We start from the raw sequence: 13,160 nt of genomic DNA on the forward strand, positions 1-13,160 counted from the left end.
CGCAGCGCGGGGGGTGCGTGGTCGGACCGGAGAGCAGCCGGGCAGAGCCCGGCGCTACGGGGGAGCGCTGCGCTCAGGCGATGCCGATGCCCGGGATCGCGGTGATCTGGTCGGGGTCGAATCCGGCCAGTTCGGCGAAATGCCGGCCGCGGGCGACATAGTCGCGGTATACCCCGTAGCTCGGTGCGCCGGGCGACATCAGTACCACCCCGCCCTGCGCGCCCAGTGCAGCACGCGCCAGGCGCATCGCCTCGGGCAGGTCGGTGGCCGCATGCAGGCCGAAACGCCCCTGGTCTGCCAGCGGCTGCAGCAGATCATGGATGCGCGGCCCGTTGGCCCCCATCGTCACGATCTCCACCGGCGGCACGTCATGGGCCATGTGCTGCACGAAGTCGTGCCAGTCCAGACCACGATCATGCCCGCCCACCAGCAGCGCGATGCGGCGGCCGGCGAAGCATTCCAGCGCCGCCAGACTGGCATGCGGTGTGGTGCTGATGGAATCGTTGACGAACGTGACGCCCTCGCGGCTGCCCAGCGTCTGCAGCCGATTGGGCAACGGCCGGAACGCCTGCACCGACGGCGCCAGCGCCACCGCATCCAGCCCCAGCGCTTCGACGGCGGCCAGTACCGCGCACAGGTTGCCGCGGTTGTGACGCCCTGGCAACGGCGTGCTGGCGGTGTCGAACACGGCCTGCCCGCCCCGATGGACCACATCGCCGCGCATGTGCCAGCCCTGCGGCTGGTTGAACCACACCACCTCGCTGTCGGGCAGCGACAGCGCGGCCAGGTGCGGATCGGCGGCATTGAGCACCGCGATGCGCGGCGCAGCCTCGGTGACCAGCCGCAGTTTGTCCTGGATGTAACGCGCTTCGCTGCCGTGCCAGTCCAGGTGCTCGGGGAACAGGTTCAGGATGACCGCCACCTGGGGATGCACGCCGCTGCGCGCCACTTCGCCGGTCTGGTAGCTGGACAGCTCCACCGCCCAGTACCGCGGCACCGGCTCCGGATCGAGCACTTCCAGCAGCGGCAGGCCGATGTTGCCCACCAGCGCCGTCGGCGCGCCGGAGGCACGCAGCAGATGCGCCAGCAGCGAGGTCGTGGTGCTCTTGCCCTTGGTGCCGGTCACGCACACCGTGTCGCGCACGGTGCCATCGGCATCGGCGTGCTCGGCGAACCACAGCGCGGTGCCGCCGATGAACTGCGTGCCCTGTGCGGCAGCGGCCTGCGCGACCTCCCCGTACGGGCTGATCCCTGGCGATTTGATCACCAGCTCGAACGCCCCCAGCGCCTCGCCGCTGACATCCGAACGCACCTGCAGCGCGCCGTGGGTCTCCTCACGGGCAGCGGCGGCTTCGGCCTCGGGACAGAACAGCGTCAGCGGCAGCGACGGCAGCCGCTGCTGCAGCACGCGGAAGGCCGCACGGCCTTCACGGCCCCAGCCCCACAGCGCGACCCGCTTGCCCTCAAGCTGCGAAATCCGCACGCAGGCGCTCCCAGATCGCCGCCGGAATCCGGTGTTCGCCTTCCAGTACCAGCAGCGGCTCGACCTGCAGTTCGCCTGCGTCGAGGCGCGGCTGGATCTCCTGGATGAAACGCTTCACCAGCGCGTCTTCGCTCCATTCCGGGCGCGCGGCCAGGGTCGCCATCGCCGCACGCGATTCGCGGCCTTCGCCGACGCATTCGAACGGCTTGTGGTCCTGGAATTCCAGCAGCGCATCGAAGCCGCCGGCCTGGTCGGCATCGTCCAGCAGGTTGCGGCCGAAGATGTTCACCAGGCGCGGCTTGGGCATGAACGGCGCCAGCGCCAGGAACACGAAGTGGCACTTCGGGCACACCCCGCACCAGCGGTTGACCGGGCGTTCGCCGAGGATGTGGAAGTTGCGGTTGCAGCTTGAGAAGTGCGCGTCGTAGAAATCACTCTTGGCGAACTGGCGTGCCACCGCCAGCTCCGACAGCGGCCGCAGCAGCGAGTAATAGTGGAGATCGGCGGCGATGTGCGTTTCCACATGCTCGCCGAACGCCTGCTCGAACGCCCAGCCCTTGGACCACTGGTGGTTGACCTCGCCGGTGCCCGGAATCTGGCTGCCATAGCTGGCCGAGCGCTCGTTGGAGAACACCACCTGGTCCACGCCCTGCAGCAGCGCGGCCAGCACCATGATCATCGAGTTCACCGCAGTGACCGGGATATGCCCGTTCCACGCGCCCTGGCGGTTCAGTTCGAACAGCTCCGGGGCCAGCGTGCGGCCGATGTTGAGGATCGGCAGGCCAGTGCGTTCGGCGCAGGCGCGGATCAGTTGCGAACCGCCGATCCAGGTCACCGTCTCGGCGATGCCCAGCGTGCGCAGGGCCTCGATGCTGACCAGCGAATCCTTGCCGCCACCGATGGCGACCAGGGCATGCTCGCGCAGGCCCAACGCGGGCGCGGCCACCGGTGCGCCCTCGACCGGCAGGCGGAACCGCCCGCGCAGGTTCAGGCCATTGCGGTAGGCGAACTCACCCAGGCCGTTGAGGTAGACCGTTTCCACCAGCGCGGCGGTGGCCGCGTCGATGGCATAGCTGTCGATGCGCACCTGGTCCGGCACGCCGGCCTTGTAATAGCTGACGCCGGCAATCAGGTGCAGCAGCCGCAGCGCCTGCTGTACGGCCTCGGCGCGGGCACCGTCGAGCACGAACGGGGCGCCCGGAATGGTCACCGTCTCGATCAGCTCGGGGCCGTCGTCGAAGGCGTAGACCAGTTGCGCCACGCCCGTGTCCGCCGCGAAATCGCAGCGGACGAAGCGGAAAACGGCAACCTGGTGTTTATCGAAAGCAGTCATGGTGTATCCGGTTCAGAGGGCGGCAGGCGGCAATCAAGGCACATCATCGATGACGTCCTCGCGCGGCAGCTCGCGCTGGTTGTAAGTGTTGGCCATGACGTAACCGTAGGCGCCGGCATCGGCGATCAGCATCACATCGTCCGGGGCGGTCGACACCGGCAGGCGGCGGCGCTTGCCGAACACATCGCTGGACTCGCAGATCGGGCCGACCACGTCGAAGGCGGCCTCCGCATAGCCACCGAGGCGGCTGAGGTTGTCGATGTCGTGCCAGGCGTCGTAGAGCGCCGGGCGCATCAACGTGTTCATGCCCGCATCCAGGCCCACGCGGCGAACGCCGTCCTTCTCCACCACCTGGGTGGCGCGGGCCAGCAGCACGCCGGATTCGGCCACCAGGTAGCGGCCGGGTTCGATCGCCAGGCGGAACGCCGGGTGCACCGCCTTGACCTCGGCCAGGCCAACCGCCCAGGCCTCCAGGTCGAACGGCTCGTCGTCGGCGCTGTACGGAATCGGCAGCCCGCCGCCGATGTCGATGGTTTCGATGCTGCCGATGCGGCGCGCGAAACCGGCCAGTTCATCGCACATCAGGCGCCAGTGCTGCGCGGTTTCCACGCCGCTGCCCAGGTGCGCGTGCAGGCCGACCACGCGGGTGCCCAGCGCGGTGGCCAGACGCACGAATTCGTCCACGCGCGCGATCGGCAGACCGAACTTGGACTCCTTGCCGCCGGTGCGCACCTTGGCGTGGTGGCCTTCGCCACGGCCCAGGTCCACGCGCAGCCACAGCTCGCGGTTGCTGAACAGTTCCGGCCAACGCTGCAGCGCTTCCACATTGTCCAGGGTAACGGTCACGCCGAGCGCGAAGGCGGCCTCGTACTCGGTCCGCGGTGCGAAGCTCGGGGTGAACAGCACACGCCTGGGTGACAGCGTGGGCAAGGTGTTGAAGACATGCTTGAGCTCGCCGTGCGACACGCACTCCAGACCGAAACCCTCCTGTTCGAGCACTGCCAGGATGGCCGGGTGCGAGTTGGCCTTGATCGCGTAGTAGCGCTGGTCGATGGCCTTGATCGCGGTCAGCGCGCGCGCACGCGCACGCACGGTCGGCAGGTTGTACACGTAGCGCGGCGTGCCGGCCTGGGCCAGCGCCAGCAGGTGCTCGCGCTGCCCACGCCACCACGCGGTTTCGCGCGCGCGGACGGTGCCGGCGATCTCGCGCCAGCGCGGGCCGAACACTTCGCCCTCCTCCACCGGCATCGCGCCGCTGTCGATCAGCTCGGCGTGCAGGATCGGCAGCAGGCCATCGGCATCGGACTCATCGATCACGAAGGTCAGGTTGAGGTCGTTGGACGACTGCGAAATCATGTGCACGCGCTCGCGGCCGAACGTGGCCCACACGTCGGACAGCTTGTGCAGCAGCGAACGCATGCCGCGGCCTACCAGGGTGATCGCCGCGCACGGCACGATCACCTTGACCTTGCAGATCTGCGACAGGTCCGCCGACAGCGCGGCCAGCACGTCGGTGTTGACCAGGTTCTCGGACGGGTCAAGCGACACGGTGACGTTGGTCTCGGCCGAACCGATCAGGTCCACCGACAACCCATGCTTCTTGAACAGCCCGAACACATCGGCCAGGAAGCCGACCTGCTGCCACATGCCGATGCCTTCCATCGACACCAGCACGATGCCGTTGCGGCGGCTGATCGCCTTCACGCCCGGCACCGGTGCGGCATTGCCGTCGATGCTGGTGCCCGGCAGTTCGGGGCGCTCGGTATCCAGGATCGCCATCGGCACGCCGGCATCGCGGCAGGGCTTGATCGAGCGCGGATGCAGCACTTTGGCACCGGTGGTGGCGATTTCCTGGGCTTCGTAGTAATCCAGCCGGGTCAGCAGGCGCGCATCGGGCACGTCCTTCGGATTGGCACTGAACATGCCCGGCACGTCGGTCCAGATCTCCACGCGACTGGCACCGAGCAGCGCGCCGAAATAGGCCGCCGAGGTATCCGAGCCGCCGCGGCCAAGAATGGCGGTACCGCCGTCGGCATGCCGCGAGATGAAGCCCTGGGTGATCAGCATGCGGGTGGGCTGTGCGTGGAAGCGCGCGGCCCAGGCAGCATCGGCGCGCCACTGGCAGTTCACCGACAGGCGCTGCGACCATTCGCTCTGGTTGGGCTGCGGCGGCAGGGCATCGAGCCACTCGCGCGCATCCATCCAGCCGAAATCCAGGCCGCTGGCGCGCAGGTAGGCCGCGCCCACCGTGGAGGACAGCAGTTCGCCCTGGCCCAGCACGTCGGCCTGCCAGTCCAGCGGCCGCGTCGCCGCGCGCGGATCGTCGAGCAGCCCGGCCAGCGCAGCCAGCCGCGCGTCGAGCGCGCCCGCCTCCAGCGACAGTTCGACCAGGAACTCGCGATGGCGGGCGACCAGCGCGTCCACACGGGCACGGCTGTCGGCGGCGCCATCGGCGATCGCGGTCAGCTCGTTGGTCACCCCGGACAGCGCCGAGACCACCACCAGCACGCGCGAGCCGGTTTCTTCCGCACGTTTTTTCGCCAGCTTCCCGATCGTGTCCCAGCGGTGACGACGCGACACGGAGGTGCCGCCGAACTTCAGTACGATCCAACGATCGACAAGGGGGGAAGCTGACATGGAGGTAATGGGGAAGTCGTAGTGAGGGGATTCGCCCGGCACGCCGGGCCGAACCCCCGATTCTATGCCAAGCCCGGGCCGTGCAGGGCCGGCGTGCGGCGGCCCTGACGCATTCATGCCCGGCGCGCCGCCGTCGGCCCGGCGCGGGTTGGTAAGCTGCGCACCCCTTTGCCCCTGCCCGCCGCCTCGATGACCACCCGCCGTTTCCTGCAGTTGGACGTGTTTTCCCCCTATCCCGGTGCCGGCAATCCGCTGGCCGTGGTGCTCGACGCCGAAGGCCTGGACGATGTGGCCATGCAGGCCATCGCCCGCTGGACGCGGCTGCCGGAGACCACCTTCGTGTTCGCCCCGCAGGCGCCGGGCGCCAGCTACGGCATCCGCATGTTCAGCCCGCAGAAGGAAGTGCCGTTCGCCGGCCACCCCAGCGTGGGGACCGCGCACGCCGTGCTCGAGGCCGGCCTGGCCGCGCCGGTGGACGGCGTGCTGGTCCAGGACGGTATTGCCGGCGCGCTGCCGCTGCGTGTGGAGGGCAGCGGCGCCCAGCGCACCATCGCCATCCGCACCCCGCGTGCCCAGGTGGCCGAGGTGACCGTGGCCGATGACCCGCGCCTGCAGGCCGTGCTGGCCGGCTGGGCGCTGGGTGACCTGCCGCCGGCCCGCATGGACGGCGGGCGCAGCTGGTGGGTGGTGGAACTGGCCGACGAAGCGCACCTGCGCGGCCTCACGCCGGACTGGGCCGCGATTGCGGCCCTGGCTGAATCCACCGGCAGCATGGGCGTGTTCGCCTATGCGCGCAGCCAGGAGCCGGCCTACGACCTGGCGGTGCGCGCCTTCGTCGGCAATGGCCGCCGCTTCGAGGATGCCGCCTCGGGCGCGGCCAATGCGGTGCTCGCGGCGTGGCTGGACAGCCGGGGCGCGCTGCCCCGCGACGAACCGCGCTACGTGGTCAGCCAGGGCCGCGAAGTCGGCCACGATGCGCGGCTGAGCCTGCACATCGATGCCGGGGGCGATGTCTGGTCCGGCGGCCAGGTGCAGACCGTCATCCGCGGCACCCTGGACTGGTAAGCGCAGGGGCGGCGCGTCAGCGCGCCGCCTCGTATACCGGCGTGCCGCCCACCCAGGTGGCTCGCACCTGCAGGTCGGCCAGCTGCGCCGGGGGCACCTGCAGCGGATCGCGGTCGAACACCACGAAGTCGGCCTGCAGCCCCGGCTGCAGGCGACCAACGCGATCCTCGTCGCGACCGGCGAACGCGGCATCGGCGGTGAACCCACGCAGCGCCTCGGCGGCGCTCAACCGCTGATCCGGCTGCCAGCCAGCCGACGGGTGGCCGGTGCGGTCCTGTCGCGTCACGGCGGCATACAGCCCCAGCCGCGGATCAACCTGCTCCACCGGGAAGTCCGAGCCCAGCGCCAGGGGCACGCCCGCCGCCAGCATGCGCCGCCAGGCGTACGCCCCCAGGATGCGCTGCGGCCCGACGCGATCCTGCGCCCAGCCCATGTCCGAGGTCGCGTGGGTGGGCTGCATCGAGGCGATCACCTTGCCCTGCGCGAACCGCGGAATGTCCTCCAGCGCCACCACCTGGGCATGTTCCACGCGCCAGCGGTGATCGCCGCCGCTGCGCTCGCCCAGCACGCGTGCGTAGGTGTCGAGCACGATGCGGTTGCCGCGGTCGCCGATGGCGTGTGTGGCCACCTGCAGTCCGCAGCCATCGGCCTTGCGCACGGCCGTTTCGAAATCGGCCGGCGACGTCACCAGCAGGCCGCGGTTGTGCGGATCATCGCTGTAGTCGGCCAGCAGGGCGGCGCCACGACTGCCGAGTGCGCCGTCCATGAACAGCTTCACGCCGCGCATCGCCAGGTGACCGCCGGCATGCCGGTATGGCCCCTGCGCGCACAGATCGTCCAGTGCTCCGCCATTGCCGTCGGCATACGCCTCGATGCGCAACGGCAGGCGACCGGCATCGGCGAAGCGACGCATCAGCGCCAGGTCCTCGCGCGACACGCCCATGTCGTGCACGCCGGTCAGTCCCTGGCTTGCCGCCGCAGCCAGTGCGCGCGTCAGCATCTGTTCGCGCGCCGCTGCAGTGGGCGCGGGGATCGCGGCTTGCATCAGCCCCATCGCCTCATCGACGAACACGCCGGTCGGCCGACCCGCCGCATCGCGCTCGATGCGTCCGCCCGCCGGCTGCCAGCGCCCCTGCAGCGTGCGCTGCCCCGGCACCGCCGCCAGCGCGCGCAGGGCTGCGCTGTTGCCCCAGCCGGCGTGGCCGTCCACGCGCCCCAACCAGACCGGTCGATCCGGGAACGCCGCGTCCAGATCGGCGGCACTGGGGAAGCGCGTGTCGGCCCATCGATTCTGGTCCCAGCCGTTGCCGAGCAGCCACCCGTCGGGGTGGTCGGCAGCGAAGCGCTGCAGGCGTGCCACTACCTCCGCGCGGCTGTCCGCACCGGTCAGATCGGCCTGCATCAGCGTCTGCCCCAGGTACATCAGGTGCGCATGTGCGTCGATCAGGCCCGGCACCACCGTGACATCGCCGAGGTCGGTGAGCGGTGCCAAGGGGTACAGCGTCAGGAGGGCCTGGCGGTCGCCTACCGCCAGCACCCGCCCATCTGCCGTGTCCCAGGCCAGTGCGGTCGCCACCGGCGCATCCGCGGCGCCGGTATGGATGGTGGCGGCCGTGACCAGACGGACATCGGCCTGCGCCTGGGCGGCGCAGAAACACGACAGCAGGACAGCCAGAAGGCAATGGCGCACGCGAAGCTCCCGCAGAACGAAACAGGGGCGACTATGCCGCCCCTGCCGGGATCACTCAATCCGCGCTGCGGCATGCGTCAGCCGGCGAGCTCGGCCTCCAGCGAGATCGGCACCGCGCTGAGCGCCTTGGACACCGGACAGTTCTGCTTGGCATCGTCGGCGATGGCGCGGAACTGCGCCGCATCGATCTTCGGCACCACCGCCTTGACCTTCAGCGTGATCTGCGACAACTGCGGGCCGCCTTCCATCGACAGATCGACCTTGGCCTCGGTATCCAGCGAGGTTGGCACGAAGCCGGCCTCGGTCAGCTTGGCCGACAGCGCCATCGTGAAGCAGCCGGCATGCGCGGCGGCGATCAGCTCTTCGGGATTGGTGCCCTTCTCGTCGCCGAAGCGGCTGCTGAAGGCGTAGCGGGTACGGTCCATGAGCCCGCTCTGCGGGGTGCTCAATTGTCCCTTGCCTGTCTTGAGGTCACCTTCCCAGTGCGCGGTAGCGTGTCGCGAAATGCCCATCGTGAGTCTCCTTCGGGATGAATGGCAGGCCCAGCCTAGACCGGGGGGCGTTAGCGTGGCGTCGGGTCGGAGGTGGCGCGCCCCCCGGCGTGCCGCGGCGGGTCGCACGCGCCACGTTTTCCACACACGGAGGCTGTTTTCAAGGCATTTTCCGCAGGCACGCAGTGCGCCAACCGCCAGCATCGGCAAGCCGGGGGTACGCACAGCCCCGTGTTTTCAGGGCATGTGCTGATGCACTGCGGTAACCGGAACGGCGAAAAACGCGATTTTTATGCGTCTGCCTATTGGCGGCGCACCCGTGTTGCCCTACATTTCGCTTGCCGACGGGGTTCGGCGCGACCACACCACCAACCGTTCACGAGAACAGGACACCATGGCAAAGACCGCTAAAAAGGCTGCCCCGAAGAAGGCAGTGAAGAAAGTCGCTACGAAGGCAGCCGCGAAGCCGGCCGCTCCCAAGCCGATCAAGGAAGTGCTGAGCAAGTCTGGTCTGGTTGCACACATCGTTGAAGCGTCCGGCGTTGTCGCCAAGGACGTGCGCGCTGTGCTGGCCTCGCTGGAAGGTGCCGTGGCCGCCTCGGTCCACAAGAAGGGCGCAGGCAGCTTCACCCTGCCGGGCCTGCTGAAGATCACCACCGTCAACGTGCCGGCCAAGCCGAAGCGCAAGGGCATCAACCCGTTCACCAAGGAAGAGCAGTGGTTCGCCGCCAAGCCGGCCTCCACCAAGCTGAAGGTGCGTCCGCTCAAGAAGCTCAAGGACGCTGCGCTGTAATCAGCGCGCTTCCTGCAGCACCCGGACGGGACGGCCACGGTCGTCCCGTCTTTTTTTGGCTGGTCTGCCGATCGCAGCGCTTGCCCACGCCTCCCGCGCAACACAGCGTTGCCGCAGCGTCCGGCCATGCCTGCAATGCGCGCAAACCCTGCGCCGGCGCCACTGTGCGGCACACCGCCTGCGGCTGGAACGCACAAGGTGGAACACTGCGTGCGACCGTCCTTGTCGCCGATCCCGGGCGTGCGGCCTATGGTGGGCCTGTCCCCACTGTGCAGGCCGCCATGTCCACCTCCTCCCAGCGTTACCGCATTACCGTCACCCCGATCGAGAAGGACGGGTTGCAGTGCAGCGGGCGCTGCACCATCGAACTGGAGCACCGGGCGCAGCGCGACTGGATGCGCCTGCTGGAAGTGGCCAGGCGCCATACCGGGCTCAGCGGCGATGAGCGCGCCGCCGCCATCGTCGCCACCCAGCTGCTGCGCGATCTGGCCCAGCGCCACGCCGCCGAGCCGACGCACGCACTGACTGTGCTGCAGCCCCAGCTGGACGAGGTGCTCGGCGCGCTGGACGCCATCCAGGGCGCGCCCTGATCGACCGCGCCGGCTACACTCGCCCCATTCCAGGGGAGGGGTGCCGATGCGTTCTGCCAGTGTCCTGCTGCCGCTGCTGCTGATCGCCGGCTGCTCGTGCCAGCGTCAGGGCGATGGGGTCGAGGCGGCCGCCGCTGCGTCGGCCACGCCATCGCCGCGCACCACCGCCGTCACCGTCCCTGCGGATGCCGACGCCGCTGCCGCGGCTGCCGGCACAGTGCCGGCGACGCCGCCGCCCGGTGCGGTGGCAGCGGGCGCAGCCGATGAAGGGGCCACCGTGCGCAACTACATCGGTGTGCTGCTGCGCGGGGATCGCGCTGCCGCTGCGGCGTACTGGGCTGGCGGCACCACCCGCCTGCAGCCCGAGGACGCCCCGCTGCACCGTCTCACGGACGTGGTGTCGCTGCGGGTGGATACCGACACGCCGATCGCGCGCGACACCGCCCGTCCCTCGCGCCTGCGCGAGGTGCCGATGCGCCTCCGCATCCTGACCCGGCAGGGCACGCTGCACTACCACGGCTGGTACCGCCTGCAGCCACGCGCCGATGGCAGCGGCTGGGAACTCAGCGGCGCGTCGCTGCAGCCGAGCCTGGACTGACCGAGCGGCACCGGCGCGCACGTGTCAAAGCTGGATTCAGGCAATGGCGCTATCGTTGGCCACTCATTCCCCACGGCCGCCGCCATGAACGTTCGCCCGATGTTGTCCCGCCTCGCTGCCTGCACCGTTCTTCTGGCCGCCGCCATCGGCGCGCAGGCCGCGCCCACCGTGTCCGGCCGCCAGCTGTCGGTCGGCGCGGCCGACGTGCAGCAGTATCTGGATGGCAGTTTCCCGCGGACCCAGGACGCCCTCGGCGGCCTGATCGCGATGACCATGAGCCATCCGCAGCTCGCGCTGCCGCAGGGCAACCGCCTGGATCTCGGTTTCGATGTCGCGCTGGGTACCGCCGGCAGCGCGCCGGCACCGCTGGGCAAGGTCAAGCTCAGCAGCGGTCTGCGCTACGACGCGCAGACCCAGGGCTTCCACCTTGAACAACCCACCGTGGACGACTTCACCCCGGCCAACAACGGCGGCAAGCTGGACTCGCGCACGCGCGGCCTGCTCAACGCCTGGCTGACCGACTATGCGCGCCGCGAACCGATCTACAGGATCGACCCCAGCGTGGCCGCGGTGCTCGGTGCATTGCAGGTGCAGTCGGCGCAGGTCGAGAACGGCAAGCTGGTGGTCACCTTCAACCAGGACCTGGGCAAGCTGATCCCGGCCGGCGTACTGGGCCGCTGACCGCAGCGGCGGCACCGGCAACCACCGCCTGACCCGGGCAGGGCACCGACTGCGGGTCGGTGCCCTGCCCGTCTACGCCGCCAGTGCCTTGGCCACTGCGTCGGCAAACGCCGGAATGTCGCCCGGCTTGCGGCTGGTGATCACATGCCCGTCCACCACCACCTCGGCGTCGGTCCATTCGGCGCCGGCATTGCCCAGATCGGTTTTCAGCGACGGCCACGAGGTCAGGCGGTGGCCGCTGGCCAGGCCGGATTCGATCAGCAGCCACGGGCCGTGGCAGATCGCCGCCACCGGCTTGCCGGCTGCGCCGAACGCCTTGATGAACGCCACCGCCTGCGCATCGATGCGCAGCTTGTCCGGATTGATCACTCCGCCAGGCAGCACCAATGCATCGTAGTCGTCCGCCGTGGCGCGCTGCAGCGGCTGGTCCACGGCCACACTGTCGCCCCAGTTCTTGTCTTTCCAGCCGCGGATCCCCGCGCCGTCACCTGGCGCCACCACCTTCACCGTGGCGCCCCAGGATTCGAGCAGGCGTTTGGGTTCAAGCAGTTCGGACTGCTCGAACCCGTCGGTGGCCAGGATCGCGACGTGCTTGCCGTTGAGTGCGTGTGCCATGCAGGGCTCCGTGGATGAGGGAGCCTGCAGTGTGCCGGCACGGCCATTGGGCCCCGGTGACCGCGATGTGCACGCAGCGTAGGCTTACCGCTTGGGCTGCAGCATGGTCCCGGTGCACTTCTTCGACCCGCAGCGGCATTCCCAGATCTTCTTCAGGCGCGCGGTGTGCCGCTCGGCCAGGACAATGCCGTAGTTGTAGGTCAGCTCGTCGCCCGGCTGGATGTCCTTGATCGCCTCAATGAACACCTTGTCCTCGCGACGGTTGTCGCCCTCGGCCTCTTCGATCACCGCCTCGCAGTTCGGGTCGCAGCTGTGGTTGAGCCAGCGCGCATCGTTACCTTTGTAGTTGGCATCGATGACGTAGTCGTCATTGAGAGTGAACAGGAAGGTGTGGCCACTCTCGACGTCACCGGTGTCGTCCGCGTCGACATCGGCGTGGCTGCGCAGCAGCCCCTTGTACTGGATCACGCGCTCACCCTTGCTGATCGGCGCCAGCGCGAACACGCCATTGCCATGAATGGTGGACTTGCGCGCTTGGATCTTCTTGGGCATCTGGCTGGCCGTTGCGATGGGAAGGGCCGATTCTCCCTTAATCTTTGTGATTGCCAAAGCTACACTGTGTCCCGGCCCCGCCGCGGCCCCGCTGTCAGCGTCCTGAACGGGGTGGGTTGGATGCCCGGGGATAAAAGCGTACAATTTCAGTCCGCTTTATGGCTCTGCCCTCCCCATGCTCCGCGTCACCAAGCTCACCGATTACGCCACCGTCGTACTGACCGTACTCGCTGCCCGTCCGGGCGAGGTACTCAGCGCGACTGAACTGGCCGAGTTCGCCAGCCTCGAACCGCCGACCGTCAGCAAGCTGCTCAAGCCGCTCGCCCAGGCCGGTCTGGTGGAAGGCCTGCGCGGCGTGCGTGGCGGTTACCGCCTCACCCGGCCCGCCGAGCGGATCTCGCTGTTCGAGATCGTCGAGGCGATGGAGGGGCCGCTGGCCCTGACCGAATGCAGCCACGACCACAGCCAGTGCGGCCGCGAGCTGCAGTGTGGTGCGCGCAGCAGCTGGCGCCTGATCAACGACGTGGTGGCCGAAGCCCTGCGCGCGGTCAGTCTGGCGCAGATCCTGCCCCCTCTCCCCCTTGTTGACGCCCACCGCCGCGCCATCGCGGCGGACGTCGTCTCCTGATCCA

13 protein-coding genes are annotated in these 13,160 nt (G+C 69.3%); 6 read left to right on the top strand and 7 right to left on the bottom strand.

The annotated features are described in order from the left end of the window. Window positions 1–73: 73 nt before the first annotated feature. Genes murD through GDJ08_RS06420 form a run of 3 tightly spaced genes read right to left on the bottom strand, consistent with a single transcriptional unit; the run spans window position 74 to window position 5,453 of the window. Window positions 74–1,483 (bottom strand): UDP-N-acetylmuramoyl-L-alanine--D-glutamate ligase, encoded by a 1,410-nt coding sequence (gene murD / locus GDJ08_RS06410; RefSeq protein ID WP_153164517.1) that lies wholly within the window; start codon window positions 1,481–1,483, stop codon window positions 74–76. Then, a complete protein-coding gene (murL, locus tag GDJ08_RS06415; RefSeq protein ID WP_153164518.1) occupies window positions 1,464–2,816 on the bottom strand; it encodes a UDP-N-acetyl-alpha-D-muramoyl-L-alanyl-L-glutamate epimerase in 1,353 nt (450 codons plus the stop codon). Before murL ends, murD begins: the two co-directional genes overlap by 20 nt. A 33-nt stretch (window positions 2,817–2,849) precedes the next feature. Beyond that, window positions 2,850–5,453 (bottom strand): bifunctional aspartate kinase/diaminopimelate decarboxylase, encoded by a 2,604-nt coding sequence (locus GDJ08_RS06420; protein WP_153164519.1) that lies wholly within the window; start codon window positions 5,451–5,453, stop codon window positions 2,850–2,852. Between the two features lie 189 nt (window positions 5,454–5,642). Here GDJ08_RS06420 and GDJ08_RS06425 point away from each other — a divergent pair, with 189 nt between their 5' ends. After that, complete coding sequence (locus GDJ08_RS06425; protein WP_136006591.1) at window positions 5,643–6,518, top strand: PhzF family phenazine biosynthesis protein; 876 nt, start codon at window positions 5,643–5,645, stop codon at window positions 6,516–6,518. A 16-nt stretch (window positions 6,519–6,534) separates the two neighbouring features. On the opposite strand, the gene GDJ08_RS06430 is transcribed toward GDJ08_RS06425, so the two are convergent. Then, window positions 6,535–8,208: an amidohydrolase gene (locus GDJ08_RS06430; RefSeq protein WP_229296452.1), complete on the bottom strand. Its 1,674-nt coding sequence runs from the start codon at window positions 8,206–8,208 to the stop codon at window positions 6,535–6,537. Between the two features lie 77 nt (window positions 8,209–8,285). After that, entirely contained in the window at window positions 8,286–8,720 is a 435-nt protein-coding gene (locus GDJ08_RS06435) for an OsmC family protein (protein ID WP_136006588.1), read from the bottom strand. Between the two features lie 373 nt (window positions 8,721–9,093). Between GDJ08_RS06435 and GDJ08_RS06440 the strand changes: the two genes are divergently transcribed. From GDJ08_RS06440 to GDJ08_RS06455, 4 genes are all read left to right on the top strand, one after another. Next, window positions 9,094–9,492, top strand: a complete 399-nt coding sequence (locus GDJ08_RS06440) for an HU family DNA-binding protein (protein ID WP_136006586.1) — start codon at window positions 9,094–9,096, stop codon at window positions 9,490–9,492. Window positions 9,493–9,773: 281 nt separating this feature from the next. After that, window positions 9,774–10,082, top strand: a complete 309-nt coding sequence (locus tag GDJ08_RS06445; RefSeq protein WP_136006584.1) for a DUF3861 family protein — start codon at window positions 9,774–9,776, stop codon at window positions 10,080–10,082. Window positions 10,083–10,128: 46 nt separating this feature from the next. Continuing rightward, window positions 10,129–10,680, top strand: a complete 552-nt coding sequence (locus GDJ08_RS06450; RefSeq protein ID WP_153164520.1) for a hypothetical protein — start codon at window positions 10,129–10,131, stop codon at window positions 10,678–10,680. A 99-nt stretch (window positions 10,681–10,779) separates the two neighbouring features. Further along, complete coding sequence (locus tag GDJ08_RS06455) at window positions 10,780–11,361, top strand: YceB family lipoprotein (RefSeq protein WP_423669196.1); 582 nt, start codon at window positions 10,780–10,782, stop codon at window positions 11,359–11,361. Between the two features lie 72 nt (window positions 11,362–11,433). Here the strand turns inward: GDJ08_RS06455 and GDJ08_RS06460 are convergent, their stop codons facing one another. Further along, the gene (locus GDJ08_RS06460) at window positions 11,434–11,976 is read right to left on the bottom strand and encodes a type 1 glutamine amidotransferase domain-containing protein (RefSeq protein ID WP_153164521.1); all 543 of its coding nucleotides are present in this window, start codon (window positions 11,974–11,976) and stop codon (window positions 11,434–11,436) included. A gap of 84 nt (window positions 11,977–12,060) precedes the next feature. Beyond that, window positions 12,061–12,528 (bottom strand): SET domain-containing protein, encoded by a 468-nt coding sequence (locus GDJ08_RS06465; protein ID WP_017356443.1) that lies wholly within the window; start codon window positions 12,526–12,528, stop codon window positions 12,061–12,063. A gap of 175 nt (window positions 12,529–12,703) precedes the next feature. Here GDJ08_RS06465 and GDJ08_RS06470 point away from each other — a divergent pair, with 175 nt between their 5' ends. Continuing rightward, window positions 12,704–13,156, top strand: coding sequence for an SUF system Fe-S cluster assembly regulator (locus GDJ08_RS06470; RefSeq protein ID WP_017356442.1), 453 nt, complete (start codon window positions 12,704–12,706; stop codon window positions 13,154–13,156). The last annotated feature ends 4 nt before the right edge of the window (window positions 13,157–13,160 follow it).

This window comes from Stenotrophomonas nematodicola (assembly GCF_009467805.1).
GTDB classification, from domain to species: Bacteria; Pseudomonadota; Gammaproteobacteria; order Xanthomonadales; family Xanthomonadaceae; genus Stenotrophomonas; species Stenotrophomonas nematodicola.

Excerpts from the sequence above, each read along its gene's own strand:
- murL (WP_153164518.1), bottom strand. The coding sequence starts at position 2,816 with ATGACTGCTTTCGATAAACACCAGGTTGCCGTTTTCCGCTTCGTCCGC.
- GDJ08_RS06420 (WP_153164519.1), bottom strand. The coding sequence starts at position 5,453 with ATGTCAGCTTCCCCCCTTGTCGATCGTTGGATCGTACTGAAGTTCGGC.
- GDJ08_RS06425 (WP_136006591.1), top strand. The coding sequence starts at position 5,643 with ATGACCACCCGCCGTTTCCTGCAGTTGGACGTGTTTTCCCCCTATCCC.
- GDJ08_RS06435 (WP_136006588.1), bottom strand. The coding sequence starts at position 8,720 with ATGGGCATTTCGCGACACGCTACCGCGCACTGGGAAGGTGACCTCAAG.
- GDJ08_RS06440 (WP_136006586.1), top strand. The coding sequence starts at position 9,094 with ATGGCAAAGACCGCTAAAAAGGCTGCCCCGAAGAAGGCAGTGAAGAAA.
- GDJ08_RS06445 (WP_136006584.1), top strand. The coding sequence starts at position 9,774 with ATGTCCACCTCCTCCCAGCGTTACCGCATTACCGTCACCCCGATCGAG.
- GDJ08_RS06450 (WP_153164520.1), top strand. The coding sequence starts at position 10,129 with ATGCGTTCTGCCAGTGTCCTGCTGCCGCTGCTGCTGATCGCCGGCTGC.
- GDJ08_RS06455 (WP_423669196.1), top strand. The coding sequence starts at position 10,780 with ATGTTGTCCCGCCTCGCTGCCTGCACCGTTCTTCTGGCCGCCGCCATC.
- GDJ08_RS06460 (WP_153164521.1), bottom strand. The coding sequence starts at position 11,976 with ATGGCACACGCACTCAACGGCAAGCACGTCGCGATCCTGGCCACCGAC.
- GDJ08_RS06465 (WP_017356443.1), bottom strand. The coding sequence starts at position 12,528 with ATGCCCAAGAAGATCCAAGCGCGCAAGTCCACCATTCATGGCAATGGC.
- GDJ08_RS06470 (WP_017356442.1), top strand. The coding sequence starts at position 12,704 with ATGCTCCGCGTCACCAAGCTCACCGATTACGCCACCGTCGTACTGACC.